The organism is Parapedobacter flavus, from assembly GCF_035818675.1.
Classification (GTDB): Bacteria; Bacteroidota; Bacteroidia; order Sphingobacteriales; family Sphingobacteriaceae; genus Parapedobacter; species Parapedobacter flavus.
This window is the reverse complement of record NZ_JAYKZZ010000039.1, coordinates 1-26,825: the sequence shown is the minus strand read 5'-3', so window position 1 is coordinate 26,825 and position 26,825 is coordinate 1. Positions and strand designations below refer to the sequence as shown.

Below are 26,825 nucleotides of genomic sequence, written 5' to 3'. Positions count from 1 at the left end.
AGCAGTTCGCAAACCCCTACCTGGCCCTGGGAAATAGCCCGGTGATTTATGTCGATCCCAACGGGGAATGGATACATTTAGTGGTCGGGGCAGTGGTAGGCGGTGTAGCAAACCTAACGATTAAGGCATTCCAGGGAAAAATCGATAGTTGGGGTGATGGTTTTGCCGCATTCGGTATAGGCGCTGCCGCGGGATTCGCGGCTACCGCTACGGGGGGGGCGGCCCTGACAGCTTCTGGACTAGGAGCCACGACAGTTGCGGGCGGCGTTGTTTTCGGGGCGGCGTCATCAGCGGCGGCAAGCCCGATACAGGGTATTGGGAATGCTCTGTATTTCGGTGATCCATATGGCCCAGGTGATTTCGCTAAAGGGGTTCTATTTGGAGCAGTAACGGGAGGCGCCACGGTAGGTGTTTCCAACTTGATTCGCGGCACAAATTTCTGGACAGGAGCACCAAAGGTTGTAAGCGGACCCCCTACTATTACTAAATTCGGAGACCGAGACGTAGTTGTCCCTTACAAACAAATAGATCCTAAATCGTCGGCCGGGTGGAAAGGATTGAATGTGGCAGATGAAAATCACGTTTTCTCGAATCTAGTAGATAATAGCATGCAGGAAGCCGCTAAATTTACAATAAAAGGAGGAGACGGCATATATAGATCGTTGTATCAAATCCAAGGGTCGCTCCGCGGTCAAATCGGAGTTTTTGAATGGATCGTTGAAACTGGAGGCAATGTGACACATAGGGTGTTTATCCCTAACGGGAAGATTACAGGAATTCCCAATATGTGGCCAAAATAGTGATAAATAATATGTTTACTACTATGAGTGTATTAAAGGACAGTAGAATTCCGATGAGTTGGCCCTTGGCTTATATCGGTGTTTCAAAGGATTTTATATCACCTACAGAAGCTATGGAAGAAATTTGTGAGGGTGCAAATGACGAAGGGTCAGTAAAGATGATTGAAGACTATTATTCTGAGGCCGGTGAAGCGAAAGAAGATTTTCTAAAATTCGTAAATCGCAAATTTCATTTTAACCAAAATGAAATAGATATTTCGAATTTTATATGGGGAATAGGATACCTCAATCAGGTTTATAATGCTAATTTGACCAAACAGGAAAAACTAAGCGAGATTGCCAAAATATGGGCGAAATTTCATTACCCTCCAACTTGGAAAGCTTTCATATATTATATGCCAGTACGCGACGATCAAGATTCAGGCATTGATGACGTGTATGGAAGATTTTCTAATTTTATAGAACTAGAAGTCCGTAAGTTGGTTGGAGCTCAGAAGCATCATTGATGCGGGTAAAGAAACGACAAACATCCTGCGTGAGCAGCAATAGGTATACTTATACAGTCACTATTTCGAGTGGTTCTGTCATGGTAGACCAAAGGGCGTTAAGCGAGGTAATAAGTATAAGTGAGGTCGGTGAAAAACGGCACAACATCTGAGGAATAAAGCATCAACCAGAGCGCCTTTTCTCATAGATAATTTTTATATGCAACATTAGTGCAATCGACAATACAAGAGCATTTTAAAACTGTCTCATCACAAGTAGTGGTGGGTAAGCCATTTAATCAGATCATCCAGATTGGAGGGCACAAACTACAATATACAGTTTTTAAGCTACCAGATGGGACATTTAATATTGGCAGGATACATGGAATTAATTAGAAGACCCACAGCACAAGAAGAACGACTGATTGAGATCCTTATAAATCAATCTTCTATAACGACGTCAAAAAATTGGAAGGAAGTGTTAATGGTATGTGATATGGATGATGGAGGAATGGGGGGGGTTATATTTGTTTCCCCAAGGTAAGAAAATAGAGCATAGGAAACTAGGTGAGCAAGTAAGCGATTTTCAATTCACGGACGTAGATGGAGTTGAAGTAATTGCGTCTTTAAATGTGGATACTGAAGGACAACTTTTTGAAGTTGATGTTTGGAAAACAAACTTTGAGAAGCTTTTAAGATTTCCTTCTCTATAAAAATATGGCATTTTTCTAAGGGCTTTTTAAAAACACGGCGGCGTGATTGGATTAATATCATCGACTACAGCGAGACCTATACTAGGATATGGTGATGCCGGCCATTTCGAAAATCTATACTCTGCGGGAGTTCCGCCGTGTCAACCAAATATATCCCCCATTTGGAACATTGGAAGGTACATGGCGATTAGGATCAGACCAACGAACAGCCCGAGGAATATTATTATAAGAGGTTCTAATAAAGCGGAAATGGCAGCCGACTGGTATTCAACCTCTTCATTGTACTGGTCGGCAACCTTGCCGAAAAATTCAGCAAGCTGATTGACTTCTTCCCCTACTTTAACGAGGGAAACCAGTTTAATATCGTAAATAGAATGTTCTTTAAGGCTGGTATGGAGCGAATACCCATGCATTACCCGGTTTTCGACCTGTTCAAGGGAAATTTCGATGGGGTAAAAGTCCACCATCTGCCTGCAAAGATACAAAGCACGGGTCAGTGGGATTTTTGCACTGGTAAGAAGCGACATCGAATTACAGAATCGTGCAAGAAAAACTTTCCGAACCATACGACCGAAAATGGGTAAATTCAAGAAGACGTAAGCCGTCCAGCGCCTATTCCATGGGTTTTTGCGCCGGATATATAGCCATCCAAACAAGAGCATTGCCAAAAAGACCATTAATGGGGCATATCTCCGGGATAAATCCGAGACATTTACAATTAATCGGGTTACCGGAGGGAGGTTCCCTCCCGAACGCTGGAAAATGTCTGCGAACATGGGAACAACGAAATTCATCATAAAAAAGATCGCTGCAAATGAGGTGAGTATGACAATGACGGGATATGTAAGAGCTCCAACGATCTGTCTCCGTTGTTTAAGACGTTTCCGGTAGTAACCCGCCAAATCCTGCAGGACACCGGCGATCTTCCCGGTCTCCTCGCCTATCTGGATGCTATGGTATTCATAGGGTGTAAATGCTTTTTGTTGTTTAAGGGCTTTCGAGAACGAGCTGCCCTGTACAACGACATCCTGAATTTCCTTCAGCATTGCGGCATTTTTCTTGTTGGGTTGTAGGCTGATAAGCATATCAAACGCAGCTTTCAGATCAATCCCGGCCTGAAGGAGAATGTTCAACTCGTGATACATGGTTTCTTTCTGCTTATCGCCGAACGATGAAAACAACGTGATGTCGCGGGTTAAAAGGTGTACTATGCCGCTCTTGTTCTCTTCGGCCATCGCGCTCGCTTTACGAGTAGTATGGGATTTATCAGAAGAGCCCTTTATTTTCCGTATATCGATGCCGCCATTCATGGTTGGGATTTAGAACTTAAATAAGAAATCAGTGTATTTGAGCCATAGTGCTTAGCAAAAGTAATAGGATAGCATGTTCCCGACTTAGTGATGAAAATTGTGCCGGCGTCCACCATTCCACCAAAGGTGTTCTGCCGCGACCCTTCAAACCAAAAAGCGGTACTATCAACATGGACGTGGAACGTATCGGACGTAAGCTCCGTTTTCCGGATGCACAGGGAGTCCGTCAGGACATAAGTAATATTAATAGCAGGCCGTTTAAATTCAACACTTTCACCGTTGAAATATAGTGTCTGAGCATCACGGTTGTCGGTCATCAGCGCTTGCTGCAATCTGTTGAGTTCCCCGAAATTGTTCAGCTTTGCGGCCAAGGTGTCGGCTTGTTGCAGTAAGGTTCCGATACTGCTATAAACCATGACAATCACCAAGCCTGTAAGTACCAGCGCTACCATGGTCTCCATAATGGTAAACGCATTCAATTTATTACTCATCGGTTTTAAAGATTATCTCCCTGTGGACAGCGACTTCGTCATCATCCCCGTTCGTTGCTTTTAATTCCAGCAATAGCAACAGACTGTCATCTTTATAGGGTTCTACGTGCATATCTATCATAATTCCGTTGTGAAGCGTGAAACTAGCATCACTGTAATTGCCGTGGCGTTTAACTTCAGCTGCGCGGTGTATCAGTTCTAGTTGCATGTTTACCTTATTATCCGGTCTTTCCGCTCCAACGGTTACAAACAGTGTAGCTGCCATAGCCATAACGATCGTAATGATTACGAGCGCAACCAGCGCTTCCAGTAATGTGGACCCTTCCAGCTTCTTCACTCCAACCATTTCATCACACGTTTAAGCCGGCCCATATGTAATAAAGCACTTCCGGCGTAATAAGGTGATAGGCGTGTCACATCCATTGTGCCGCCAAGAACGAAATTATCATATAGGCTGGAAGATGTACGCAGGGTGAACCGTCGGCAGCGTGTAATTCCCTGCACCGTACCCCGCAATTCCAGTAACCCATCAGCATAAAGTTCACCATGTATTTCGGCATCCTTTCCAATCCGGACGGTCGCAACATCAGGTTCATCTGCCGGAAAATGGGAAAAAACCATACCTGCCACCACGCTTGCACTGTCGATTTGGAGAAGGGGCTGAACCTCTTGCTCCAAGCTATCATCGGGAATATTCACCAGCCCTAAGGCCGATGGGTAGTCGAAGGTGCATGATTCACCCACTATAAGTGAATCTCGGGCAAAGGCCTGTAGGGTGCCCCGGAATCCGTCTTCGAAACGGATGCTGGGTGCGAACAGGATTACATCTTCCATTACAGCATCCATGCCTATAGTAACAGCACTGTCCGCCACAATTATGATATTCCCACGGATGCTGCTGCGGATCGAGTAACGCTCGGCAATGCTCAATGTCAGTGGAGGGCTATCAAAAGGGTGGTGCAGCGAATCAATACTCATGAGGGAAAACCAGTCCAATGCCATTTCCCGCCAACCAATGCTGTCGTCACTATGCAAATATCTGGACAGTCTTCCAATAATCAGTGAATCGAGGGGTTGGATATCAGCTGTACTATTGTGAATTACTCCCGAGTGGATTTCCTCCTCATATGCATATCCTTCGTTTTCTATATATGATTTCCTGGTTCCCGCCGGCGGCAGGTACACATCCCCACGTATGAAAGCCCTGCCCGACAGAGATAATGGAGTATGCTCATCTGCAAGGTATAAGGCATAAACGGATGTATCTGATAAAACCATCCCCACCAATAAAGCCGAACTGACAGTGTCCCGTTGTTCAAAAGCGGTAATGACACCCGTTTCATATATTCCCCATGGACGTGAGACGATGATGACTGAGTCTCCACCTTTGAGGTAAAGGTCCGTAACATTACTATCACATCCGTGGGCAGCAGCCCTATCCCGTGTCAAAAACAAATTTGTTGCTGATGCCAGGTTCTGGTCCAACCGATTATAACGCAAGGTACGCTCTGCATATTGGTTATGGTATTGTATTAACAAAAGAAGCCCCGCGGTGAGTATCCAAATCAAAGTGCCGACAAACACTGAAAGGAGCAGTGCACCGGCATGTATTCTTTTTGGTATCAGATTCATTAATCAGTAGTTCATGAGGTGAAAGTAAGGTTTTTTTGATTAAGTATGTTAACTTTTATAACTTTACAGATGTTGTAAATCATTACTACCCCAATTGGACTAAAATTTTTGAGATTAACCATGAAATCAATTATGAAATTAGCGACCAAAAGACCCGCCGGTCATTACATTCCTGGGTATAGACTAAAAGCATTTTCCCTCACGGAAGTGCTTGTGGTTCTGGTTATCATCGGGATAATCACATTGTTAGCGTTACCCAACCTCATGCCGCTGATCACAAGAGCTAAAAGCACCGAGGCAAAGGGCCAATTGCAGCACGTATATACGTTACAGAAAAACCGCTTTTATGAACGGTCCTCATATTCAGAGGATCTTGGGGAAATCGGCTTTGAACAGGAAAAGCTGGTTACAGAGGGAGGGCCGGCAAATTACCATATAGAAATTATTAATGCCGGTGTGAATGACTTCCTGGCCCGTGCCACCGCAGTCGTCGATTTCAACGGTAACGGCGTTTTCAATGTTTGGGAAATCGACCACGATAAAAACCTTCGAGAAACAACCAAAGATTAAAAAAATGGGACTATGGTTGGTTTGGGTAACCCTTTTGTTGTGGATTGCGTGGCAGGATTTCCGTTACAGGGCGGTTTATGCCTTTTTGTTCCCTCTGGTTATTGCTGTTGTGATAGTTCACACACTAAGATTGGATGTTTTTTCCCTAAAAGCTGTGGGAGTGAATCTTCTTATCCTCCTACTGCAGGTGATAGCATTAGGCGCGGTAATAAGGGTTCGTACACGTGGGGGGCTAATGGACGGGGAACGTTGGATAGCCTGGGGTGACCTGTCGTTCTTCACCGTATTGGCCTTCTGTTTCTCGACGACCAATTTTGTCCTTTTCCATGTGTTCAGCCTTATCAGCACCCTACTGGTGGCTTTGCTCGCCAAAGGTTTAGGGTTCAAAGTTGAAAAAATACCCTTAGCCGGAGCACAAGCAGCGATTCTTTGTATATTCGTCATATTCGATTTCCGACAATTGGGTATGGGGCTTTTCCTTGATATGGATATTTTTAAGTGGTTCTCCTAAATGTGCGGTGTAAAAATGGAAGACGTTATCTTCGGCATAGAGGATATCAAATTACTGAATGCCCAGCAGGCCTGGCATTACCGTGTAATCCCGAAGCGGGATGGAGCTGTGATGAGATGCTATACCGATAGACAGGAAGGCCAACCCGAAATCCGTGAAGAACTTGAAATGTTGCTGGGTACTTCGGTTGTACTGGAATTGGTTCCAAAAGGCGCCTTAACCAAGCGTTTAAACAATTACTATCTTCCCGAAGATGAACGACCGGTATCTGCAAGAGGAGAAAACAAGACTGCCACCTCGGATTTCGTTACGGAAATGATCGGGGAAGCCAAACGCCTAAAAAGTAGCGATATCCATCTGGAAATTTATGAAAGCCGCTGCCGGGTCCGCATACGTATTGATGGGATGATGGTGGAGAGGTTCCAACTGGATAAAACTGAATATCCAGCGGTTATCAATAAGATAAAAATCCAAGCCAAGCTTGATATCGCGGAGAAGAGACTGCCACAGGATGGGCGTATCCATTTTGAAGACGGTGGCAGGGGGTTCGACATCAGGGTTTCCATCCTCCCGACTCTCCATGGAGAGAAAGTGGTATTACGGTTACTAAGCAATAATGCCAGCAACATTTCTATGGAAACGCTGGGCTTTTCGGAACAGGACTTGAATCACTACCTTGAAGGTATCCGGCGGCCAAATGGGCTGGTGCTTATCAGCGGTCCGACAGGCTCCGGTAAAACGACCACGCTTTATGCAACATTGAAGCTGTTGAATAAAGAAACCCGCAACATTCTGACCGTAGAAGACCCTATCGAATATACGCTGGAAGGAATTAATCAGGTTCAGTTAAAAGAAAACATCGGATTGACGTTTGCTTCAGCACTGCGCACATTCCTACGCCAGGACCCTGACGTAATTATGGTCGGAGAGATCAGGGATATGGATACAGCCGCGATGGCAATACGGGCATCGTTAACAGGACACTTGGTGTTATCTACAATTCACACAAATTCTGCGTGGGGCACGGTGTCTCGGCTTATAGATATGGGCATCCCCCCATTTTTATTAGCGGGAACGCTTAACACGACCGCCGCACAGCGGCTAGTAAGAATGCTTTGCCCCCACTGTAAAATCGAGCAGGAGTTCCATAAGGGTTTATATCCCCGTACGTTCAACCCCAAACGGGAATTAGAGAGCCATTATATTGCTAATGGGTGTAATAAATGTCATCATGTAGGTTACAGCGGGAGATTGGCTGTGTACGAAATAATACCCATAGATCAGCAGCTAACGGAAAGAATCAAGCAGAACCAGCTTGACGTTGCAGATCACCTATTAGAATTGGGCGTAAAAACGCTAGCAGAGAATGCCTTTGAATTATTTGCTGAAGGGAAAACGAGTCTCGAGGAAATTTATTCGATTCTATATAGCTTTTGATATGATGTGAACCGATGTATTCGATTCACATTTAGCTGCCGAATCTTATCTATCACAAACATTACAGTAAGAATTTTCAATCAACCCGCATCTCGTCCATATTTAATTCACTGATAATATGATACTTCATAAATAATTAGCCGATATCTGCGACCATACTCTGTAACCAACAATAATAAATTGTTTTAATCACGGAAAAGCCTTGCTTTTTTCAACAAAATTTATTCATTTTATAGGCGAACTGTTTCTTGAAATAGAGGAGTGGAATGAATTACCATTATAAACCAAATTACCCGGAGAATTTGACCTGAATTCGGGCTAACATTCTCGGGGAATTATTGAAAAAAGAAACCGAATTGAAACGACATATACCCTTCGATTCCCTAGGCTGGGTACTGAGCCTAGCTGGAATATTTTTATTACAGATTGTACACGCACAACAGCCCGACCGATTGGCGCTTCTCGCACAACGGTTGGATGATCTCGCGGTGCAATTACCCGGCATCAACCAAAAGGTTAGCCTCTCGGTATCAGGAGCGTCAACGAAAGAATTCCTAAGAGCCCTTGCGGAGGCTGCGGACTTGAATATAAATGTTGATCCAAGGATCGAAAGCCAGATTTTTAATAACTTTCAATCGGAAACCGCCCGGAATATTCTTGTATTCGTTGCTAAAGAGTATAATCTGGATGTATCATTCATTGGCACTATTCTGTCAATCCGTCCTTTAGATCCGAGAGACTATCGGATTTCCAGGCCCTTAGAAGTGGAATTTGATGCGACGAAAGGGGAACTAACCCTCTCACTAGATAACGACAGTTTGGTGCATGTGGCCCGGGTGATTACACAAAAGAGCAATACCAACGTGGTAGTGACTGGCGATTTGAGTGACCGGGTCGTAACCTTATATGTCGAGCAGATGGAATTAAGTGCCGCGCTACGCCAATTAGCGTTTAACAATCGGTTGAAATTAGCAGAAACGGCCGATGGAACATTTGTGTTTTTACCGCTCGGGGATCGTGAGGAAAATTATATCACCGGCAATGCGGAGCTTGCAACCCGTCGCCTCCCCGTCAGCTCTTCCGCTACCGTTCAAGAAGGGGGACAACCAGCGGAGCTATTCGTGGAGGCCATGGGACAGGATAGCGCAGCGGCTGGGATGCTACTGGATGTTGAGGCCAGTAACACACCCATCGAAGAGGTAATCAAGTACGCGGCCGATCAGGTCGGTGCAAACTATTTCATGTTCTCCACAATCGAGGGAAATACTTCGGCACGGCTTAGACAGGTAGGGTTTGATGCACTGTTATCTGCTTTGCTGCGCGGAACCCTTTATACACATAAAGTACAGAACGGTATCTACCTGATTGGTAAACGGAACCTGGAAGGTTTACGTGAAATGAGGGTCGTCCAGCTCCAGAACCGCTCAATCGATACAATTCAGGCAATGATCCCGACCGAGTGGCGAGAGGGTATTGAAATCAAAGAATTCCGCGAACAGAATACGCTGCTTATTGCGGGCCCCGGTCCGCAGGTGAATGAGATTGCGGATATTGTAAGAAGACTGGATACACGGGTCCCGATGGTACTAATCGAAGTAACTATGCTAGACATCCGCAAAGGCTACAATATCAAGACTGGTATAAGGGCTGGAGTATCCGATAGCGTGAAAACTGGCGGGACCGTACTCCCGGGAATTGACTATCGTTTTGGGGCAGCATCCATCAATGACTTCCTCTCACGGATTGGCACCAGTTCCTTTAATCTCGGACGGGTGACGCCGAACTTCTATATTGAACTTAGCGCTTTGGAGGATAATAACAATGTGGAACTCCGATCGGTACCTCGGCTGTCTACACTTAACGGGCACACGGCTTCCCTAAGCATCGGTAATACTCGCTATTACCGGCTATCTACTCAAAACGTGATGGGTTCGCTCAATCCGCAGACCGTGGTCACGGAACAATACAACGAAGTGAACGCAGATATGACTATCGATATCCGGCCGATTGTTTCTGGAGATGAACAGGTGACTTTGAATATCAGCATCGACATTTCGGACTTCACACAGGATACTCCCATCGATGAACCCCCGCCAACCACTACGAGTAAATTCGAATCAATATTGCGTGTTCGGAATGAGGAAACCGTGGTATTAGGAGGTATCGAGCGGTTCGAATCGAGTGACGCGGCTTCGGGTCTTCCCGTCCTTTCTCGTCTGCCTATATTGAAATGGATATTCAGTAGCAGAGCTAAGGGCCGGAATAAAATTGTCTCCGTGGTATTCATCAAGCCAACAATCATTTACCAATAATGTAAGTCGCCTGAATATGCCTCTCTTCAACCGCATCGGATCATATCTAAGGCATCTGCCGCTGCTTGCAGGAGTAGAAGTGCACCTAGTAGAAAAGGGCATTAGTGAAATGAACGTTTGTTTGGTAAAAAGAAGTGGCGAACAGGTACATTTCGAAAGGGGAGGGTATGGACTAAAAGAAATCCGCAGCATAAAGGACCAGATTCCCGAGGGTACACCAGTGGTATTGTCATTAAGCGGGTGGGGGCTGATACACCGTATTATCGACGGCGATCAGATAGGGAAGGGGGGCGATTTGCTAAGGCAGATACTCCCCAGCGCCCGTCGGGAAGATTTTTACGTTCAGCATAGTCAACTGGATAGTGTCTCAGTCCTCTCCATTGGCCGTATCGAGGCAGTTGATCGTGTATGTAAGCAATTGGAAGGATACGGATTTCCTGTTTTAGGCTTAGTATTCGGACCATTTGCAGTAACTTTTTTCCGTGGGTTTCTATTAGCGCCTAGTGTCACTGATTTTCGGATAGCCAGGCATAGGTTCATTGTAGCGGATGGCCGAATTGGTAACTATGAGTTTCTTCCAAGCGATGTGGATGTGGGGTTAGCCGGCAAGCGGTTCGATTTAGGAGGCGAACAACTAGATGAACGGCTCATCGTTGCTTTCGCCACAGCATTTGGATTTATTAGTGAATTAGACCTAGACACTGTGGATCTTCAGGAATGTGATCATAAAGCATCCGAATACCGTTGGCATTGGCAATTCAAACGCACAGCAGTCATATTAACGGGACTTATCATATTTATTCTTTTAGCTAATGCCCTATTCTTTATACAATATTCAGGCAAAGTCGCGGATTTTTCTGGAAACGACCCTAGAACTATCGAGGGCGAAATCGTAGAATTGGAGAAACAGCGTGCGGAACGCGATGCGCTGCTCAAGGGCCTAGGTCAAAGCGAAAGCACACACTGGGGTATGGCATACTTGGCTGACCACATTGCCACAACCATCCCTGCGGGGATCGGACTTACGGAATTACAAATATATCCATTAGACATTACCGAAACACGCAAGCAAAAACGGCCGGTACGCCGATCCGATGTGATTCAAATCATAGGTCATTGCACGGCCTTGCCTGAATTTAATGAATGGGTGGGCGGGCTAAGGAAGCTGCATTTTTGTTCCGAGGTGTACATGGAAACCTACGAATTCGACGAACGAAATGAGCAGGGTGTGTTTACGGTACTGTTAAAACTGAAATTATGATGCCGCTTTTTGAACGTTATAGTTGGCATAAGAAGTACCGTCTGTTATGGGCAGGGGCGGTGCTATTTTGCCTGCTAGCTTACCAATTGGCCATTCGGCCAACCCTGCGGATACGGGATGAATACCGGGCTATTGTGGCAGGTGAAACAGCGATGCAGGCCAATCTAAAGAAGCTGGCCGACTTACGGAACGATGCGTTTGAAATAGATCACCTGCTTGATGATACAGTGGTGAAAGGGCTGTCCGGCAAGCGACTTCCAGAGCCCGAGCAAATAGTTCACTACGCCGGAAATAACAATACACAGGTAAGGAAGCTTCCCGTCCCAGAGTGGCTGGGCACTGCAAACCTACGGTTAGGATATACAGAATATGAACTGGAAGGACGGTTCATTGATCTCCTTAAGCTGTTACGCGATGTAGAGCGATACCAAGGCATCCACACATTAGGCGCTGATTTCAAAAAGCAACTCAACCCCACGTCCCGGACTCCCGAATTAATACTCAAACTACGGACCGTGAAATTGGCTGAAAACGAATAATTATGGATCAAAAAAAACACAAACTGAGCTTATTTATAAGTACAAGTATGTCGGCAGTTTTGATAACCCTAGCCGCGTGTTCGGAATTTTTTGAGGAGCCAATCGATGGTTCTGAGGTCGTTCTTCTTTCGCCAGGAGAGGGCGTAGGAACCACTACATATGTAATGCAGTTCCTTTGGGAACCGCTGGACAATGCCTTGGTGTATCAATTGCAGGTGGCCGCTCCATCATTTGCATCGCCTATTCATTTCTACGCGGATACGCTTTTAGAAAAACACTTTTTCAGAGTCAGCCTGGAGCCGGGCGCATACCAATGGCGGGTGAGGGCATTAAACGGCAGCAGTGAGACCGCATACAGCACCCGATCATTCGATATCCACGAGGCAGCGTTAAGCCATCAGACCGTGTTACAGGAGGCACCAGCCGAAAACCATGTGACGGGGCAAGAGGAAATAAAATTATCATGGCAGTCAATATTCAATGCGACGGGATATCGATTACAGGTTGACACAAACAGCTTTATCGAAGGGGAGAAACCGTTGTTGGAAGAAGAGATTGAAGGGTGGGAGGTCGGACTGAAGCTGCCTAGAGAACACCGATATCAATGGCGGGTAAGAGCAGAGAACGACACTGCGTATTCCAGATGGTCCTCGGTTCGCACATTCGTGGTTGATCGTACACCACCGCCGGCTCCTGTATTATCATTGCCCGCAAATAACGCACAGGTAAGCCGCCCTGTAGACATAAGCTGGGAAAAAGCCACCGGTTCCAGTACGTATATGGTGTATGTCTATAAAGCCGATTCTACATTGTTTAGCGGCTCCTATCCCATTCGCCAGACAGGAACCAGCTTCACATTCCATGAAGGATCAAAAGGTGAAACGATCCTGTGGCGGGTACGTGCGGTGGACCCGGCGGGGAACGTAAGCAATTATAGCAGATGGCGTGGATTCTACCTTAGGAACTGAATGAAATGAAGAGAAAATTGACTATCGGGTTACTCATTATGGTGTTGACTATTTGGGGAGTCATCTTCTATCGCGTGCTTTCCCAGACAGGGAATCGGCCGACAGTCGTTTCTCAGGTGGCCATTGACGCACCTTTAATAAGCGTTGTTGAAATACCGGAAGATGATAGCTTGTTGCTGGACTACCCCGATCCGTTCCTTGGAGAACAAGAGGAAGACGTCGCTCCTCGAGGTGACTTCGAAACAGTTGCTTATAATATGGGCGAAGAAATAGCATATATCGACTGGTCGCAAGTGCAATACCTCGGGACTGTCCAGGCTGCCGACGGAAAGAGAACAGCAATGCTTATTAACATCAATGGCCGAGAATTTATGTTAAAACCAGGGGATTCAGTCGATGGCTATACTATTTTAAGAAAGAAAAACAAAGCATTAGTAATAAGCTATCAAGGGCAGACCAACACCATTTACCAGCAGGGGGGTATAAAGGAACTGGGGAAACCATGAAAAAGTTCGTAGATATGAATAGATTCATTTACATAATCGGCCTTATAAGCTTTCTAATGACAACCAGCGTACCGGTGATTGGTCAACGCCATTTGCGGGAGGCAATACCTTATCGAAACACAGCGACAATACGGACAACCGACGGTTTACAGACAGTTCGTTTCACAGTGAGGGAATATACTGGCCATTCGGACCCCGATTTGGTCTATTATTCTTATTACCGCGATAGCATATACCAGACACAAGGCGGTTACCATGGCCAGCCACTTCACGGTACCTACACCGAACGCCACTCAGATGGCGGTTTACGGGTACTCGGCCATTATCGCTACGGAATTCGGCAAGGCAGGTGGCAGTATTGGGATAAAAGCGGGAAGCTACGTAGGGTTTCCCATTGGAAAAACGGGAAAGAGACCGGTACTTATGCTTCCTATGGCATTGACGGGGAACTGCGACAGCTGGGATATTTATGCGATGGCGAGTTTGACGGAGGCATTAAATCTGTCAACTCAGATGAATCCGAGACATTTATTGAAATCAAATATTATAATAACGGGACGGAGGTTGACCGGGCTGAAGTGGGATTCCTAAAAAGATTCAGGTTTTGGCTTATACAAATAAAAACCGCCCAAAAATTATCATGTAAAGTGAAAAGCAGCAAGTAAGTTATCATAAATTCTAAATTCAAAATGATGAGAAACAAGGTTCGTAGGACTATTTGCGCAAATCTAGCCCGGATTCGAAATATTCGTAGGCATCCGCAACGGGTAATAGCAGAGACACTATCTATCAGTCAGTCATTTTACAGTGATCTTGAAGCCGGTAAATCTCCTATTACCGCTGTTCAACTAGCTGTATTGGCCGAATTCTTCTGCGTACCAATCCAAGCTTTTTACGAGAGACTGTCGACGCTTGACGAGGAACCGCTTTTTATTAATGAGAAGTGCAAGTGGCTCGGGGAACAACTAGAGCACTACAAATATATGAATGACTTACAGTTAACCAGAATTGCTGAACTGGAGGGAAAAGTGCGACGCAAGGATGAGAAAATAAATTTGCTGCTTCAAAAGGAATACAATCAATTATAACACCCTTCCATTATAAATGGGCCTCCCGAATTTGAAAAGTCATATTATAAATAGCAATCATAAACGGCCGCGAGCCGAATGACGTTCTTAACCAAAAAACCAATCCTATTTAAACATCCGAACAGTTTTTTAGGGATTAACCTTTAACCTGCCAGCGCGGCGAGCGCCCTGCGGAGCAAATCATTTGTCATCGTAATGGCCTCGGGCCGACACAATGTCCACGGTAACGGTTGTATCATGCACTGAATAGACAAGTCTATGCTTGTCTGTAATTTTACGAGCATAGTATCCGGCGAGGTCGTGCCTTTTCTTGGATGGCTTACCGGTGCCCGTTCTTGGGTGGATAATCAGTTCCTCAATCAGCGATTGTGCTTTTTTATATGCTCCGGGTTCGGACCTTTTCAGAATACTCAAATCCTCTTTGGCCTTATCGGAAAAAATAAGTGTGTACATTAGAGGTTGTCAAAAAAGGCTTTTAACTCTTCCTTACTCCGAATGGTAGTGGATTTGCCTTCTTTGATCTGCTGCTGGCTTTCCTTTATGCGCTGCACCATTTCGGGGGTGAAGTATAAATCATCCTCGTTGATGGGGGTAAGCACATAGGCCTGTTTATTGCCTCTTTTGATGACTACTTTTTGCCCTTGGTCGGCGATGTCAAAAAAGTGCTTCTGTTTTTCGCGGAATTGTCTGCTTGTTGTTTCTACTATAGCCATTGTGTACCTCCTTTGGTACACAAATATACGAATTCCTTCATAGTAATTTAAATCATTTACCAAATTTGACATCCATAACACCATCGTATAAAGCATTTACTTCCGCTATGGATCTGCAATTGGCCAGCCCTGAAAGGAATTTCTTAACGTTGTCTTCGGTTTCCCGTGGTTTGAAACTGTACGTAACGGATTCATTTCCCTTATCTATTGTGTAATAAAGGCGTTTGCCAAAGTTGTTGATGTGGTTGGCTATGAGGTTGGCCACTTGGTTTTCGGATAGCTTATCATGCCCATATTTCAGGGCATCGTACAGTTTGGATATTTGCCGGGACCGGAATGATTCCCTTTCGGGGCTGGTTTGGCATTTGCGTATTTTCTTCGGTTTGTACAGGTCCATCGCGAGCATTTCTTCGGTGTAGCCGGGGTAATGCTTTCGGATTTCATTCCACATCCATATGGGGTTGGTGTTGTATATTTTGTTTACAATACGTCTTCTCCTCCTTGTTTCGGCTGCCCTTATGGACCTGAGTATGTTAACTGCATCGAGATTCGTCGAGCCATCGAGCGCGCGCCTGAGGGCGATGATGAAGGGCTTTCTGTTTTTACCGGTTTCTTCCTTACGTAGAGCATCGAGGATGTCGGCATAACCGTATCCGTTAGCCTTCAGGTCATCAAGTAATCCGTTGAAATCAACATTAAAATTTATCATATTGAAAAGAATTAATGGGAGAGTTCCCTGTCTGAAAAGCGATTGAAAGGTGTAGGCTTACGGCTTAGGTAAAGGGCGGGCAAAAAATACTGGCTGCTTGCAGCGGGATTTTTTATGCCCGTTCATATACCCTTTCCCTGCCGGTGCCTACATATACCTTAGCGGTTCAGGCGGGGGATACCGATCCATGAATTTCATTTGGCCGGGTGGGTTATTATCGCCATCCGAAGGGTGTAGAGGAAAACGGCCTGTAACCCGGCTGTGGGGGTACGAAAAGCTGGTATAAGGCAAGGCCGGTAGGGGCGAGGGGTCAGGAGCGCAGCGGATGCCCGAACCCCGATAGGCCGAAGCCGAAATTACCTGCTTTTGCGCGCTGGCCAGCCCTTGCGTAAATGCCGGGCATCCCGCAGCGGAGTTCACACGAAGCGAGGAGTTCCCAAATGAAACGCGTGGGCTGGGCGGTAGGAAAGCCGGGTGCGGACGTGTGGGTCGGCCGGGACAAAAAGGGGCATGCTGCCCGGTGCCCGGAAGCATGAGGACACCAAGCGGCGTGCTACTTTTACGCGGTGCTGTTTACGTTCGTTGGTGTGCAAACAACGGACGTAAACGGACAAAGGGGATACCAACAGATAGGGAGGGGGCGATGGGTGAACTAAGAGCGCAGGGATGGGGGATGTACGCTGCAGAACATGATGCCTTTAACTTAGCCGTGGGAATCAATTTTTGGCTCATCCCTACTTAAAAAGCATCTGCCCAATCTTAAAATCCCTTGCTGCCCTCGATGGGCGGCAAGGGATTTAGCAATGAGGAAAAAAGCCCCGTAGGGCTAAATGTATAACGCTTCCTCTTCGATGTAGCTTTTTACGAACTGGAGTACCTCATTTTCCAATTCCATTTCGGATTGGAAAGCTGTGGCGGCGGTTTTGCACTCAAACAAGTTAGTCAGTCCCATTGCCTGCTGTTCAACGCCCCGCCATCCCATGTCTTGGTAAATGAGGTATGTGATCGTCTCATATACGCAGGTCTCTCCGGAAATCATCAGCATGGTCTGGTAGGAACGCAACCAAGACAACGCCCCCTTGGGCATGGTGGAAGGAAAATCAAGGCGCTGTTCCAACGACAGGATGCACTGGCTGGCACTCCGGTAAAGCAATTCTCCGGAAAGATCTTGACACACTATCCCTGTGCGTCGCATGTCGTACTCGATAGCCGCTATGGCTTCCAATGTGATTAATATACTCATGGCGTTTGAATTTAGTTTATGCGAGATTGGCCGGCAAAAGGGTCGGAATAAGGAAAAGGCCGGAAAGGAAAAAAATGAGGTGGCTCCGCCCGTAGGGTGGATACCCATTTTTTTCAGTAGGCGGCATTGGGTGCGTTATGGCCACGTGAGGGTTGGGCCGTTTCCGACCGTTGCCGAACTTTGCGACAAACTAAATCCCGCGCGGTGGCCAACAGCACAAGCACCCTCGATGGGTGCACAGTGCTGGGTATTTTAAAAGAGAAAGGGATTTATAATAACCCCTCGTCTTTGAATGAATAGTAGCTATTTTCTGTGATGATGATGTGGTCGAGGATTTCTATATCGAGTAATTCACCGGCATTTACGGCTTTATTGGTAAGATTCATGTCAGCTGGGCTTGGTCTTAGTGTTCCGGATGGGTGGTTATGGGCCAATACGATTTTGTTAGCGCCGGATAGCAATGCAGAGGTGAATAGGGTACGTATGTCTACCGGTACAGCGTCGATGACGCCATCGGCAATTTTGAAAAATCCGGTGAGCTGTACGCCTGGTCTAAGAATAGGACGTAGAAGCTTTCTTGGTAAGCCATCCGGTTGGTGTCCCATATTTCCCGTAGGAATTTTTCAATCCTGCTGGAACTGTGGAATTGTTTTTCGTTGAACGAATTGATTACGTCGCTTTTTTTGTAAGAGAGGACGAATTCGTTTGCCCAAGAAAACGTTTCGGATTGCGATTCGGGATAAATTGGTGAGTCGAAATTTAATGTAGTTTGCATAGTCAACGTTCTTAATTTTATGCGGGTTGTTCCAGTCCGCTGATCTACGCTGTCAATAGGACTGCGGAATACCGGAGGGAAACGAGGATATGCCGCAAAAGCCTGTTGACGGGGTAAAGGGCAGCGGGCTATTTTTGCAGCAAAAAATTAACGGGGATGAGCAAACGGATAGGTTTTCACCGGTCAGGGCCGGCACGGCTCCGGAGATACCGTGGGTTGCCGGTTTAGTAGAACCGGGCGGGCTAAACAGCCCGTGCCCGTTTTTGGAATTCCGTGATGTTATCATATACCAGTTTCTTGATGCTTGTGGTATATTTGGTCGGTTGGTTTTTGAAACCATGCGATTGAACGATTTTCATCGTTTTCAATGACAGTTCCACAGTCTCGATTAGTTCTCCTTTGATTTTTGCTGCCAAGAGCAATGAATCTTTGCTCCGGTGGTATTTGTTGGCAAATACGCAGTGCTTGTGTTCAACGCCAGCCTCCATTACTTCCTGAACGGAGTTCATGACGCTTACTGATATTTGCCCTTTTGTGATAGATAAGCCGAGGAAGTTCTTTTTATCGATGACATATTGCTTTTGGTCCTTTTGGATTTCACTCCGTAGTTCTTCCAGCTTACGGGCTTTGTCGTATGCGACTTTCTTTTTGACGTACCGGTCGTGTTCTTTGCGCAAATCCATTGGGCATACATATTTCGGGCTTCGTGTATCCTTGCCGAACAGTTGGAGTAGATTGATGTAATCAATCCAGCTTATCCCATCAGTAATGGTATAATTGTTTCGCATGCATATCTTTATGGAATCCCAGAGATTTTCTATGTCATTCCATTTACCTGTTTGTATCAGGGCGGACTGACCGGCTTTAATCAGTGTTTCGATTTTAGGGCTTATCAGGATTCGGTGATATAGGCTTAGCGGGGTGTGTCCATGGAAGCTGCCTTTTACGCCGGCGCGTTTGAGTTCCGGTATGATGGACTTATACGGATAGATATAATCTGGCATGAAGTTGTGCTTTTCGACCATTCCATCATGGCGGAGTTCCATCGTTCCTCCCCATAAGTATCCAACGGCTGGATGGTAGGAAGTAACCCTACCGACGACGGCTTTTTTACCGTTTGGACCGAGGAACAATTGAGATATTGGTTTGTTGTATTTATCAGCTGGTTTTCCGGCTTTGTAGTACGCTTCAACTTGGTAGTTGCGTATGGTTTGGTAGCCTTTAATGGCGTATATGATGGAAAACCACGACAATTCTTTGAATTTTTGTCGGTTTGTGACCGTGACGTTGATTCGGGTGCCGCAGCTGGGGCAATCGGTCTTGAATTTCATTTTTTCCGGTTTGCTCGATGCGGACCATTTGTGTCCGCAATCGAGACAGGCTATTTTGCCGGTCTTGGTGCTTGTACCAAAATGGGGTAAGCATTTTTTGTGTGCCCAGGATACCTGTTTGGGGGTCAGGGCTGGAATCTGGTCGCTTAGTGAAACGATTTGCAGTTGGAATTTGGTTTTAGCTATCATGATTAATCGAATAATGAAAGTGAAACATTTGATTTGCCGTCGGTTTTGGGTTTGGCGACAGCTGTTGGTTTCGGTTTGGATAGGCGCTGCGTTTCTGATTTTATCAACGCATTTAAAGCATCTTCCTTTGCTTTCTTCTTTTCCTCGTCAGTGAGTTGGACCATGCGGTTGACGACGACTTTGCATTTGATATCGCCTTTCAGGTCAACCTTTTCTGTTAAATAGTAGTCGATGGCCATGTCGAAGACTTCTTCGTCGGCGAAGCCGTTTATACCGCTCTTTTGGACGTTCATAATGATATACTTGATGCAATCATCAAGTTTTTTGTCTTCCTTGGATATTGCTTCGGCCAGCTGGCCGTTTGTCTGAGCAATCAGCTGGAGCTGTTGCCAGATGATAGTTTTGAATGATTCTGAAACTTTCATATTGAATTTGATTTTAATTTGAATGGATAGAAAAACAAACAAGGGGGTTATTCCCCCTTGTTTTGTTTTTCGATGACGTGTGCGGATGATACGTTAATCTCCGTAACGTGACGGGTTTCGTCAGACTTGGTTTTGTACTGGCGGTTTGTAAGTTTGCCGGTAACGTGTACTTTCATCCCTTTTTGCAGGTTGAGCTCTGCGAAAGAGGCCCATTTGCCCCAGAAGACCAGATTGTGCCATTCTGTTTTTTCAACCCATTCGCCATCGGCGTTTTGGAATTTTTCATTGGTGGCGACTGACACGCGGGCCAGGGACCTGTCCTGAGCGAATTCTTTGACTTCCGGATTGCTTCCTAGGAAGCCTTCGAGGGTTACTGTGTTAATTGACTGTTTCATAATAACTTGTTTTAAATTTTAATGCGAGGTGATACATTTGGACGGGAACGCGTGTCAATAGGACTGTGGAATACCGGAGGGAAAGAAATGACCGAGGATATGCCGCAAAAGCCTATTGACGCGCATAGTTGCCCCAAATGACCTTTGCATTCCAAAAATGAAAAACAAGCCGAAACGGGCAATCAGTGACCCAACGGACTTTGGCAAGCCCTGATGTCAATGGGGGAAAATTCTATCCTGCGGGCACCTTGTTAGTAAGCGCGTCCAGGTGTAGGAGTGGGGGTAAGGCCGGCATAACAATTTCCTTTCGTTCTGGGAAACAATGATAAATCCGTATATTTGTGGAAAGGGGATAGAACTCATGGCAGAACTTACGAAACAGCGGGAAAAGGAAATTGCAGCGGAATTGCATGAACATCCGGAGCGTGATCCGCTCGGGTTTGAAGCATTCCTGATTACCGAGTCTTTTGATTCGCTTTTTTCAGGGCTCGTAGGGGTTTATTCCAGGCTAGCAATGAAAGAAGAAAGAAAAGCCGGTGGCGGAGACAATACTTTAGCAATGAAGTATCGTAAGCGCAGCGATGAGCTATTCATTATCCGGAATGTAGCGTTTCGTTATGACTTGAAAAAAATGCGGGATTACACGGAGCGATATCGTAGCGAGTATCGTGAAGCCTTAGCTATGGAAAAGAAATATGCCAACAATCACGCAGCTAAAAGAGCATTATCGGCTCAATGAAGCCGAACACGAAAAAGCCTATAGGGATATATCCAGTAAATATTTTTCCAATATAGAAGTGGTAGGCAAGCCTGCCGCTTATTATTTGGCTGGCCAGCCTGGCTCGGGCAAGACAGCCTTAAGGAAAACACTATATGAAAGCCTTTCCGGTAATGCGGTGATACTTAATACGGATGACCTACGGGAGTACCATCCATCTTATACGGACCTGAAGTCCGACCCGGAGCTATATCATAAAGCTCCGGTACTTGTTAATCATGATAGTTCGAGGTGGGTCCAGCGTCTTATCGCTGACGCGATATCAATGCGTGCCAATATTATTTTTGACAGCACGCTGGGTGCGGAAAGAATTGATTCTTTCGAACGCGGTATCATGGCTTTGAAGGAAAGCCACGGTTATGCCGTTGGCATTCATGCGTTGATTGTAAAGCCTGAGTTATCACGTCTGGGTATCTACCTACGGTACGAAAATGATTTAAAAGAGAGTGGGGCCGGCAGGTTCGTTGAAATGTCCACACACGACCTGAATTACAGGATGATTCCGGACAACATTGAAAAGCTAGCGGGAATGTTCCGGCTAGATGAAGTTTCGATATACCGTAGGCGTATCCGTTCCGATGGCGGCAGACTGGTAAACAATGCGGTTGAGCGGTTGTTTTCGATTAAAGATACGGATAGGGAAAAGGCCGAAGACATAAAAGCTGTGATTAACGAAGAGCGCGCGCGTCCTCTGGAGCCGGTCGAGCGGGAGTATTATCGGTTCAGGTATAATCAGGTTGTAAGATTACTTAAGGAGAGAGGTGCGGGGTTGGACCAGCTCCGTAAGGATCTGGCAGGGTTGGAGCGGCTTAAAATCAAACTGTGACCAAATACCGGATTAGCATTTGAAATTGTATCAAAAGCTAAATAGCTGACCTCTTTTAATCTATATAACCATAAATTTCGAAGTGCAATTCGTTGTAATCGTCCACGATTTTTCTCCCATATTCAAACGGGACATAGCAATATGAATGGTGGGGCAACTTCTGGATGGGAGGTAAGCCTGCCATCAGCTTTTTAAATTGCTTATCTTCCTTTCCTATACTTGTAATAACTTTCTTGAAAATATGGATGCGGCCTTTGGGGATGATTACTTTTTCATGCTTCGGATTTTGTTTCATAACGAATGACTTTATTTAGGTGTGCGTGAGCGCTGCTTTTGTATTTTGTTTTGTAGTGAAATTTGCGCAAGGATATTATAAATAATCCTTACGCAAGTTCGGTATTTTAAATCTATTTCATCGTTAATTTCGGTGTTTTGTTATGACAGTTAAGAAAGGATTTTATTAAAAAATAGAACAGTTCATCGTGTTTTCCAATTTCCTTGAAGGGATTGAAATTGATTGTACCAACGGGTTTGCCGTCCTTGATGACATACCATTCCGTTTCGTATTTGTTGACATTCATGAATGCGAGGTTTTCGAATATGAATGTATCTCCTGAGTGCCATAGTTTTCTTAATAACTTATGTTTCAGTTCTTCGAGTGTGTTGCAACTTTTGCAGACGGAAGATTTCAGGAAGTCAACGGTAAACTTGATTTCAATGAAGAAATTTTCCCTTTGGGATTGTATCTCGATATACCGATTGGATGCTTTGAAGTCTGGCAGGTAGTGGTTGTCGTTCCTGCCCGTTAAAATATCGAGTATATGGTCAACGATGTCGTTCCTTATGTAGGCATCGAAGTTTATATAGATAAATGATGATTTATCAGTCATTATACGGTATACGGGCTCGAAGTCGCAGATTCTAAGTATACAGAAATTTTTGTGGTACAGGCCGTTGTGTTCGGCGATGCTGTTTTGTTTGATAGCTTCAGCAATAGTATCGAATGTTGGTGATTCATTGAGCTGTGGTTGTGGGCCACCAAAGAAGTAAGGTAACGATTCCTGTAAGTTTTTGTTCCATTTTTGAAGCATTGCGTTCACTTTCATGATTTTTGAATTAAATGAAGAAATTGATTGTCGCGTGCTATACAGGCATAATGGGTTCCAAGGTGTCAAGGTGGAGCCGGGTGAATTCGGGAGGGTCACTGATCATAGGGAAGGGATACCCGTAATTCTTCCGGACGACCTTGATCCCTGGGGCAATGGCCACCGGCAGCGTAGGAGGGAGTACGCCGCAGGACATTATGGAGCTAATTTTGCCGTTATAATCGGTTTCCATTTCCATAGGTTATTTTTGGAAGTCAGAATTTGGATTTCACACAATGGCCATGGCTCATTTTGTATTCATCGAGTTGTTCATCGGATAGGTGTCCAAATTCCTCGATGGCCTGCCGTAGGATTTCATCGAGTAGGTGTTCACCTTTTACACCCAAGTTGCGGACGGTCCGCCCTGCATTTTTTTCGATTTTCCTGCGTTCGAGTTCTTTCCACAGGTAGAATGATTCAGGATAGTTCTTGTACAGCCAAAGCAATTCGATTTTGCTGATGAATGGGCACATCATGCAGTTTGATGGGTATGGTAGGTTCCATCCGGTGGATTTGATGTAGTTCTGTGCGAGCTGGCGGTCTATGCCTTCTTCGGCCAGCGGGTAATGCTTATCGATGCACTTGTTCATCCAAGAGTTGAATGGGTTTGCCGTTTTTTTGAACAGCTGTAGCTGTGTTGCCGTAAGTTGTTTGGACTTGTGGCTTTCAATCCTGGACTCTTCCCCGGCTGCGATTCCGATTAGTGTGCGGATGCATCCGCCTTCTGCGTGGAATCTTTTGATGTATTTTTTTCCGCGTGGTGGCAGGCTATCGGTGTATCCGTAGCGTTCTGTCGCGATGTAATGGTCAAGGAAATTATAGATAGGTTTGATTTTAAGGTTATCGGAGCATGACCTTGGGAAAGCTACGGACATCACCGTATTGTTTCTTTTGAATTGGTGTATTAGAGATTTCCATGTGGTTGGGTGGTATCCCATTTTACTTGTGAGTAAGTAGAAAGGGATACGGTGTTGTTTGCATAGCTGCTTGATATAACGGACGTGCCGGTAGGTGTGCGGGTGTTCGTTACCGGTGTTGGCCATGACAACGATAAGTTCACCGGTCACCCATTTTGCCCGGAACCCGGGGTCGAGGATGATTTTATACAGGATGCAGGTACTGTCCTGTCCGCCGCCGAAGCTGAGTAGGGTGATGGGCGTATGATTGCAAGGTTTCATCATTTATGATTTTTTGAAGTTAGAAAAGGGGGGATTACTCCCCCGTTTTGATATCGATACGTTGAGACTTAAGGTCGATGGATATTATCCGGCTACCGGTTTCGTGTGTGACTTCATTCCTGTAGGATTCCGTGCCGTGGAGACCTCCTGTCTCGGGGTCATACCTTAATGAACCCTTAAGTGAAAAATTGCCGGCAACCGGTTCGTAGCCGATGACGTCAGAGATATAATCGATGACTTCTTCTACCTCTTTGATTAGTCCGACAATTGGGTGTCCGTCAAGGAATAGTTCCATGGTACAGTATACCGCGCCGGCGTTCCATTCGAGAGTGAGTTTTCTGTTTTTACCGGTTAGCTTCTTGCAGCGCTTTTCGATTTCAATGAAATTTTCCATTTGTTTAAAGATTTAATGAAGAAATTGATTTACGCGGGGCCGGGCAGGCATAATGGGATTCAACGCGTCAAGGTGGAGCCGGAAAAATTTGGGAGGGTCACTGACCGTAGGGAGGGGAAACCCACAATTTTTTTGGACTACCTTGAACCCGGTGTAAAGGCCACGGGAAACGGTGGGGGGTGGACGCTGCAGAACATTATGCTTCTAACTTTGCCGTGAGGAAACAATTTCTCTCTTGGCTGGTAATGGTAGGGCGGGTTTGTGTGAAGGTTGATCCGTAGGGTTGAATGCACGGAGAATTTTAACGGGGAACCCTTGTCGGATTCCCCGATGGACATCATACAAAGTGAAGGTCATCAAGCGAGGCTTGATGGGTCAAGATTCTAAAAAGCATTTCACGTCTGGCAACCGCCGTGACCCAACCGCTGGTAGTACGGTCAATTGAATACTCGTTGTCAGATTTCCTATAGATATAATAAGTGCTCATCCAGATTTTGTAATCGTCATATTGACTGCCAACCGGTAGGTCCATTATTGCCATCAAATGCTTATCGATATCATTGTTTCCTTCGGCTCCGCTAAGGAAGGTAATGGCGTCTGAGAAACCCGGGAAGCGCTCTGCCCGGGCCTCGCCTGTGCTATTCTCCACAGCTGTGCAATTACCGAGAAGATCTACACTGATGAATCTACCCTGCGGTTGTCTTTTATCGATGACCGAAAGTAGTTGGGCCTGGTTAACGAATTCAATGCTGTTTTTTAAAAGTCCCATGATGTTTATGATTTATAAGTAAATAAATTTGATATCGCGGGCTATACAGGCATAATGGGTTTCAAAGCGTCAAGGTGGAGCCGGAAAAATTTGGGAGGGTCACCGACCGTAGGGAAGGGAAACCCACAATTTTTTTGGACTACCTTGAATCCGGGCGGTGGCAAAGGGCAGCGGTGGTGGATGTGCGCTGCAGAAAATTATGGTTCTAACTTTGCCGTGATAATCGATTTTATGTTTTTTTTATCTGCAATCAAAAAAAGGCCACTTCATATACGGAGCGGCCTGATTTTATACAGTGCTGATCTTTTCAAGAACCGGTTTGGAATGTTCCATTTTGTTTATCGAGGAATTTATCAATTTCATCGAAATAATCACCGTCCCAGACCTTGCCTTTGAATTTTGTTTCAAATTCATCGGTCAGCTTTTTACTGAGTTCATATAGTCCACCACGTCCGGAGCCGGTCTCTACCTGGTTGGCCATGGATCCGGGCGTATCTTCCGTACTTGAAAGGTAATAACAGATTTCGAAATGCGTTTCGTACCAGTTCTCGAAACCATTGGGGTGGTCTGGATCTTCACATCCGGAGTCGTCATCGGATTCGTTAGAGGCTGTAAGGTCATTTTCAACATCTAGGTCAATGACGGGTACTGACTTAGCTATATAGACATCCGTAACAGTTACATCCTCTGTATCCGGGGAAATGATATCGAAGTTGGTGGAATGCAGCACATCTTGGAGCGCCATTGTTACCTCGGAATCGATATCAGCTACCGTGAGGTGTTCTTCTACGTGAAATTTCAATTGGACAGTTACTTCTACTTGCTTTTGCATGATCAGTGAATTTTAATGTTAAAAAATCGGTTAATTCATGCGCTTTTATATGGGCTGGCCGCTGAATAAGAAAAATACCACGGAAGGAAAATGCCGAAGGCTTGGGTGGGTCACTGACCGCAGGGAAGGGAAACCCATTGTTCCTTCTGTGGTATTTTGTGTGGTTGGTGGGTGTGTCGGTTCGTTTCAGTGTCAGCCCATAACTTTGCTACGAATTAATAAGATACTTCAGAACCTACATCGCACTAGGCATGCTACTGAATACCGACTATTGTATGTTAGGCCTGCAAGTGTATAACGGAGACCCCGATTACCGAATTCCTTAACGTTTTGGTAACTGCAAAACCAAGTGTGTGGTAAGAGTTTAATGGCGATATATGAACAACAACAAAATAAAAACAATTCCAATATGTGTTTGTTATAACCTAAAATCCGCAGGTAGTTAATTAGGATGTTTAAAGATTAAATATAGCAACCATTTTGCTTTTATTTTTGTCCCT

At 45.4% G+C, this 26,825-nt stretch carries 35 protein-coding genes and 2 pseudogenes; 17 read left to right on the top strand and 20 right to left on the bottom strand.

The window, feature by feature from the left end:
* From U9S71_RS20425 to U9S71_RS20415, 4 genes and pseudogenes are all read left to right on the top strand, one after another.
* A pseudogene (locus U9S71_RS20425) lies at positions 1-800 on the top strand (hypothetical protein); the annotation flags it as partial.
* A 23-nt stretch (positions 801-823) separates the two neighbouring features.
* On the top strand, positions 824-1,306 hold the full coding sequence (locus U9S71_RS20420; protein ID WP_326329723.1) for a DUF2247 family protein: 483 nt from the start codon (positions 824-826) through the stop codon (positions 1,304-1,306).
* 334 nt (positions 1,307-1,640) lie between these two features.
* Entirely contained in the window at positions 1,641-1,829 is a 189-nt protein-coding gene (locus tag U9S71_RS21130) for a DUF6984 family protein (RefSeq protein ID WP_436410343.1), read from the top strand.
* Entirely contained in the window at positions 1,786-1,998 is a 213-nt protein-coding gene (locus tag U9S71_RS20415; protein ID WP_326329722.1) for a DUF6984 family protein, read from the top strand. The genes U9S71_RS21130 and U9S71_RS20415 overlap by 44 nt, the downstream gene beginning before the upstream one ends.
* A gap of 140 nt (positions 1,999-2,138) precedes the next feature.
* Here the strand turns inward: U9S71_RS20415 and U9S71_RS20410 are convergent, their stop codons facing one another.
* The 4 genes from U9S71_RS20410 to U9S71_RS20395 are packed head-to-tail and all read right to left on the bottom strand — an operon-like array spanning position 2,139 to position 5,431.
* On the bottom strand, positions 2,139-3,308 hold the full coding sequence (locus tag U9S71_RS20410) for a type II secretion system F family protein (protein WP_326329721.1): 1,170 nt from the start codon (positions 3,306-3,308) through the stop codon (positions 2,139-2,141).
* Positions 3,305-3,799, bottom strand: a complete 495-nt coding sequence (locus tag U9S71_RS20405; protein WP_326329720.1) for a PulJ/GspJ family protein — start codon at positions 3,797-3,799, stop codon at positions 3,305-3,307. Before U9S71_RS20405 ends, U9S71_RS20410 begins: the two co-directional genes overlap by 4 nt.
* A complete protein-coding gene (locus tag U9S71_RS20400) occupies positions 3,792-4,145 on the bottom strand; it encodes a type II secretion system protein (RefSeq protein ID WP_326329719.1) in 354 nt (117 codons plus the stop codon). The genes U9S71_RS20405 and U9S71_RS20400 overlap by 8 nt, the downstream gene beginning before the upstream one ends.
* On the bottom strand, positions 4,133-5,431 hold the full coding sequence (locus U9S71_RS20395) for a bactofilin family protein (protein ID WP_326329718.1): 1,299 nt from the start codon (positions 5,429-5,431) through the stop codon (positions 4,133-4,135). The genes U9S71_RS20400 and U9S71_RS20395 overlap by 13 nt, the downstream gene beginning before the upstream one ends.
* Positions 5,432-5,551: 120 nt before the next feature.
* Between U9S71_RS20395 and U9S71_RS21125 the strand changes: the two are divergent.
* From U9S71_RS21125 to U9S71_RS20345, 10 genes and pseudogenes are all read left to right on the top strand, one after another.
* Positions 5,552-5,656: pseudogene (locus U9S71_RS21125) on the top strand (hypothetical protein); the annotation flags it as partial.
* A gap of 292 nt (positions 5,657-5,948) precedes the next feature.
* The gene (locus U9S71_RS20385; protein ID WP_326329716.1) at positions 5,949-6,512 is read left to right on the top strand and encodes a hypothetical protein; all 564 of its coding nucleotides are present in this window, start codon (positions 5,949-5,951) and stop codon (positions 6,510-6,512) included.
* Between the two features lie 15 nt (positions 6,513-6,527).
* Positions 6,528-7,949 (top strand): GspE/PulE family protein, encoded by a 1,422-nt coding sequence (locus tag U9S71_RS20380; RefSeq protein ID WP_326329715.1) that lies wholly within the window; start codon positions 6,528-6,530, stop codon positions 7,947-7,949.
* A gap of 356 nt (positions 7,950-8,305) precedes the next feature.
* On the top strand, positions 8,306-10,261 hold the full coding sequence (locus U9S71_RS20375; protein WP_326329714.1) for a type II secretion system protein GspD: 1,956 nt from the start codon (positions 8,306-8,308) through the stop codon (positions 10,259-10,261).
* A 109-nt stretch (positions 10,262-10,370) separates the two neighbouring features.
* Complete coding sequence (locus U9S71_RS20370; RefSeq protein ID WP_326329713.1) at positions 10,371-11,522, top strand: hypothetical protein; 1,152 nt, start codon at positions 10,371-10,373, stop codon at positions 11,520-11,522.
* The gene (locus U9S71_RS20365; RefSeq protein ID WP_326329712.1) at positions 11,519-12,061 is read left to right on the top strand and encodes a hypothetical protein; all 543 of its coding nucleotides are present in this window, start codon (positions 11,519-11,521) and stop codon (positions 12,059-12,061) included. Before U9S71_RS20370 ends, U9S71_RS20365 begins: the two co-directional genes overlap by 4 nt.
* Positions 12,062-12,108: 47 nt before the next feature.
* Complete coding sequence (locus U9S71_RS20360; RefSeq protein ID WP_326329711.1) at positions 12,109-13,029, top strand: fibronectin type III domain-containing protein; 921 nt, start codon at positions 12,109-12,111, stop codon at positions 13,027-13,029.
* A gap of 5 nt (positions 13,030-13,034) precedes the next feature.
* Complete coding sequence (locus tag U9S71_RS20355; RefSeq protein ID WP_326329710.1) at positions 13,035-13,535, top strand: hypothetical protein; 501 nt, start codon at positions 13,035-13,037, stop codon at positions 13,533-13,535.
* 56 nt (positions 13,536-13,591) lie between these two features.
* A complete protein-coding gene (locus U9S71_RS20350; RefSeq protein ID WP_326329709.1) occupies positions 13,592-14,200 on the top strand; it encodes a toxin-antitoxin system YwqK family antitoxin in 609 nt (202 codons plus the stop codon).
* A gap of 24 nt (positions 14,201-14,224) precedes the next feature.
* Positions 14,225-14,623 (top strand): helix-turn-helix domain-containing protein, encoded by a 399-nt coding sequence (locus tag U9S71_RS20345; protein WP_326329707.1) that lies wholly within the window; start codon positions 14,225-14,227, stop codon positions 14,621-14,623.
* A 180-nt stretch (positions 14,624-14,803) separates the two neighbouring features.
* Here the strand turns inward: U9S71_RS20345 and U9S71_RS20340 are convergent, their stop codons facing one another.
* The 9 genes from U9S71_RS20340 to U9S71_RS20300 all read right to left on the bottom strand — a co-directional run bounded on the left by U9S71_RS20340 (position 14,804) and on the right by U9S71_RS20300 (position 20,403).
* The gene (locus tag U9S71_RS20340) at positions 14,804-15,076 is read right to left on the bottom strand and encodes a Txe/YoeB family addiction module toxin (protein ID WP_326329706.1); all 273 of its coding nucleotides are present in this window, start codon (positions 15,074-15,076) and stop codon (positions 14,804-14,806) included.
* Complete coding sequence (locus U9S71_RS20335) at positions 15,076-15,336, bottom strand: DUF2683 family protein (protein WP_326329705.1); 261 nt, start codon at positions 15,334-15,336, stop codon at positions 15,076-15,078. The genes U9S71_RS20340 and U9S71_RS20335 overlap by 1 nt, the downstream gene beginning before the upstream one ends.
* Before the next feature lie 52 nt (positions 15,337-15,388).
* Positions 15,389-16,045: a hypothetical protein gene (locus tag U9S71_RS20330; protein WP_326329704.1), complete on the bottom strand. Its 657-nt coding sequence runs from the start codon at positions 16,043-16,045 to the stop codon at positions 15,389-15,391.
* A gap of 147 nt (positions 16,046-16,192) precedes the next feature.
* Positions 16,193-16,465 carry a hypothetical protein gene (locus tag U9S71_RS20325; protein ID WP_326329703.1) on the bottom strand — a complete coding sequence of 91 codons (273 nt, stop codon included), beginning with the start codon at positions 16,463-16,465 and terminating at the stop codon, positions 16,193-16,195.
* A gap of 406 nt (positions 16,466-16,871) precedes the next feature.
* A complete protein-coding gene (locus tag U9S71_RS20320; RefSeq protein WP_326329701.1) occupies positions 16,872-17,288 on the bottom strand; it encodes a hypothetical protein in 417 nt (138 codons plus the stop codon).
* 269 nt (positions 17,289-17,557) lie between these two features.
* Positions 17,558-17,893 carry a JAB domain-containing protein gene (locus U9S71_RS20315; protein WP_326329700.1) on the bottom strand — a complete coding sequence of 112 codons (336 nt, stop codon included), beginning with the start codon at positions 17,891-17,893 and terminating at the stop codon, positions 17,558-17,560.
* 412 nt (positions 17,894-18,305) lie between these two features.
* Positions 18,306-19,583, bottom strand: coding sequence for a PcfJ domain-containing protein (locus U9S71_RS20310; RefSeq protein ID WP_326329699.1), 1,278 nt, complete (start codon positions 19,581-19,583; stop codon positions 18,306-18,308).
* A gap of 2 nt (positions 19,584-19,585) precedes the next feature.
* Entirely contained in the window at positions 19,586-20,008 is a 423-nt protein-coding gene (locus U9S71_RS20305) for a PcfK-like family protein (RefSeq protein ID WP_326329698.1), read from the bottom strand.
* 47 nt (positions 20,009-20,055) lie between these two features.
* The gene (locus U9S71_RS20300) at positions 20,056-20,403 is read right to left on the bottom strand and encodes a single-stranded DNA-binding protein (protein ID WP_326329697.1); all 348 of its coding nucleotides are present in this window, start codon (positions 20,401-20,403) and stop codon (positions 20,056-20,058) included.
* A gap of 361 nt (positions 20,404-20,764) precedes the next feature.
* Here U9S71_RS20300 and U9S71_RS20295 point away from each other — a divergent pair, with 361 nt between their 5' ends.
* Complete coding sequence (locus tag U9S71_RS20295) at positions 20,765-21,142, top strand: hypothetical protein (protein ID WP_326329696.1); 378 nt, start codon at positions 20,765-20,767, stop codon at positions 21,140-21,142.
* A complete protein-coding gene (locus U9S71_RS20290; protein WP_326329695.1) occupies positions 21,099-22,007 on the top strand; it encodes a zeta toxin family protein in 909 nt (302 codons plus the stop codon). The genes U9S71_RS20295 and U9S71_RS20290 overlap by 44 nt, the downstream gene beginning before the upstream one ends.
* 55 nt (positions 22,008-22,062) lie before the next feature.
* Here U9S71_RS20290 and U9S71_RS20285 read toward each other — a convergent pair whose 3' ends face one another.
* The 5 genes from U9S71_RS20285 to U9S71_RS20265 all read right to left on the bottom strand — a co-directional run bounded on the left by U9S71_RS20285 (position 22,063) and on the right by U9S71_RS20265 (position 24,724).
* The gene (locus U9S71_RS20285) at positions 22,063-22,302 is read right to left on the bottom strand and encodes a hypothetical protein (protein ID WP_326329694.1); all 240 of its coding nucleotides are present in this window, start codon (positions 22,300-22,302) and stop codon (positions 22,063-22,065) included.
* A 112-nt stretch (positions 22,303-22,414) separates the two neighbouring features.
* Positions 22,415-23,113 carry a hypothetical protein gene (locus U9S71_RS20280; protein ID WP_326329692.1) on the bottom strand — a complete coding sequence of 233 codons (699 nt, stop codon included), beginning with the start codon at positions 23,111-23,113 and terminating at the stop codon, positions 22,415-22,417.
* A gap of 37 nt (positions 23,114-23,150) precedes the next feature.
* Positions 23,151-23,345 (bottom strand): hypothetical protein, encoded by a 195-nt coding sequence (locus U9S71_RS20275; protein ID WP_326329691.1) that lies wholly within the window; start codon positions 23,343-23,345, stop codon positions 23,151-23,153.
* Between the two features lie 22 nt (positions 23,346-23,367).
* Positions 23,368-24,333, bottom strand: coding sequence for an adenine nucleotide alpha hydrolase family protein (locus tag U9S71_RS20270; RefSeq protein ID WP_326329689.1), 966 nt, complete (start codon positions 24,331-24,333; stop codon positions 23,368-23,370).
* A gap of 31 nt (positions 24,334-24,364) precedes the next feature.
* Positions 24,365-24,724, bottom strand: coding sequence for a hypothetical protein (locus U9S71_RS20265; RefSeq protein WP_326329688.1), 360 nt, complete (start codon positions 24,722-24,724; stop codon positions 24,365-24,367).
* A gap of 15 nt (positions 24,725-24,739) precedes the next feature.
* On the opposite strand from U9S71_RS20265, the gene U9S71_RS20260 reads away from it, so the two are divergent.
* The gene (locus tag U9S71_RS20260) at positions 24,740-24,943 is read left to right on the top strand and encodes a hypothetical protein (RefSeq protein ID WP_326329687.1); all 204 of its coding nucleotides are present in this window, start codon (positions 24,740-24,742) and stop codon (positions 24,941-24,943) included.
* A gap of 118 nt (positions 24,944-25,061) precedes the next feature.
* Here U9S71_RS20260 and U9S71_RS20255 read toward each other — a convergent pair whose 3' ends face one another.
* A complete protein-coding gene (locus U9S71_RS20255) occupies positions 25,062-25,493 on the bottom strand; it encodes a hypothetical protein (RefSeq protein WP_326329686.1) in 432 nt (143 codons plus the stop codon).
* 307 nt (positions 25,494-25,800) lie between these two features.
* On the bottom strand, positions 25,801-26,325 hold the full coding sequence (locus tag U9S71_RS20250; protein ID WP_326329685.1) for a hypothetical protein: 525 nt from the start codon (positions 26,323-26,325) through the stop codon (positions 25,801-25,803).
* Positions 26,326-26,825 lie beyond the last annotated feature (500 nt).